General features: G+C 65.9%; 1 pseudogene. It reads left to right on the forward strand.

The annotated features are described in order from the left end of the window. Positions 1–200: 200 nt before the first annotated feature. Positions 201–1,140, forward strand: a pseudogene (locus ACQKIP_RS47955) (VCBS repeat-containing protein); the annotation flags it as partial.

The following is a 1,140-nucleotide window of genomic DNA, read 5'->3' on the forward strand; positions in this document are numbered from 1 at the left end:
GTTACATTCAGGGGACATTCATGTCGTATCGCTCTCGTTCTGGCGGATCCAGACTGAAGTTAGACAGTCAACATGCAGGTCAGATGGCTTGTTTGAGTCGATCCAAGAAAAATGAAAATTCAGCACAACCCTTCAGGGTGCTCGATTGTCGGTGTTTCGAGGCGCGCAATCACCGTGCAGAATGATGTGAAGGAAACGTAATGAGACACCGTCAGAGGCGGCGGCTGAGAGCCGTGTCCCGCCGCATTCCGCTAGCAGCTGCCACCGCGCTCGCGCTGGCCGTGCCGCTCCTGGCGCCAACCCCGGCAGCCGCAGGACCCTCCGCCAACCCGGCGGAAGCAGGGCGCACCGTGGAGCAGCGCGTCGCACTCGAGGAGGCCGCCGAGACCGGCGAGCCGGTGGAGGTGCCCTCCCAACGCACCGAGGCTTCCCAGGTGTTCGCCAACCCCTCGGGAACCTTCACCGAAGAGCGCTATGCCACCGCCCAGTGGGCCCGGCAGGGCAACAAGCTGGTCGACATCGACACCAGCCTGCATCTGGGCGACGACGGGAAGATCGCCCCCAAGGCCACCACCGTGGGACTGCAGTTTTCCGGCGGGGGGACCGGGCCGCTGGCCACCATCACCCGCGACGGCCGCAGCATCTCGCTGGCCTGGCATACCGCCCTGCCCAAGCCGAGCATCGCCGATAGCACCGTCACCTACCCCGACGTACTGCCCGACGTCGACTTGAAACTGAGGGCAGACGCCTCAGGCTTCGCCCAGCTCCTTGTGGTCAAGACCGCCGAGGCGGCTGCCAATCCAGACCTGAAGACCATCGCCTACGACATGTCCAGCGACGGCGTGAAGGTCACCGCCGACGAACACGGCAACCTCAGCGCCCTCAATCCCGGTGGCCAGGAGCTCTTCACCGCCCCCACGCCGCGCATGTGGGACAGCACCTCCACCGCCCCGGTCGGCCTGAAAGCGAAAACCGCCGCAGAGCAACCGGCGGGGCCCCGGGCCGCGGATGAGTTCGAGCCGGGCCACGGCGCCCAGCAGGCGGCCATGCCGGTCCAGGTCACGGACGACAGTCTCGAACTCACCCCGGACACGGGGCTGATGACCGGCAAGGACACCACCTACCCGGTCTACATCGATC

Source organism: Streptomyces sp. NPDC059900 (genome assembly GCF_050270335.1).
Taxonomy (GTDB): domain Bacteria; phylum Actinomycetota; class Actinomycetes; order Streptomycetales; family Streptomycetaceae; genus Streptomyces.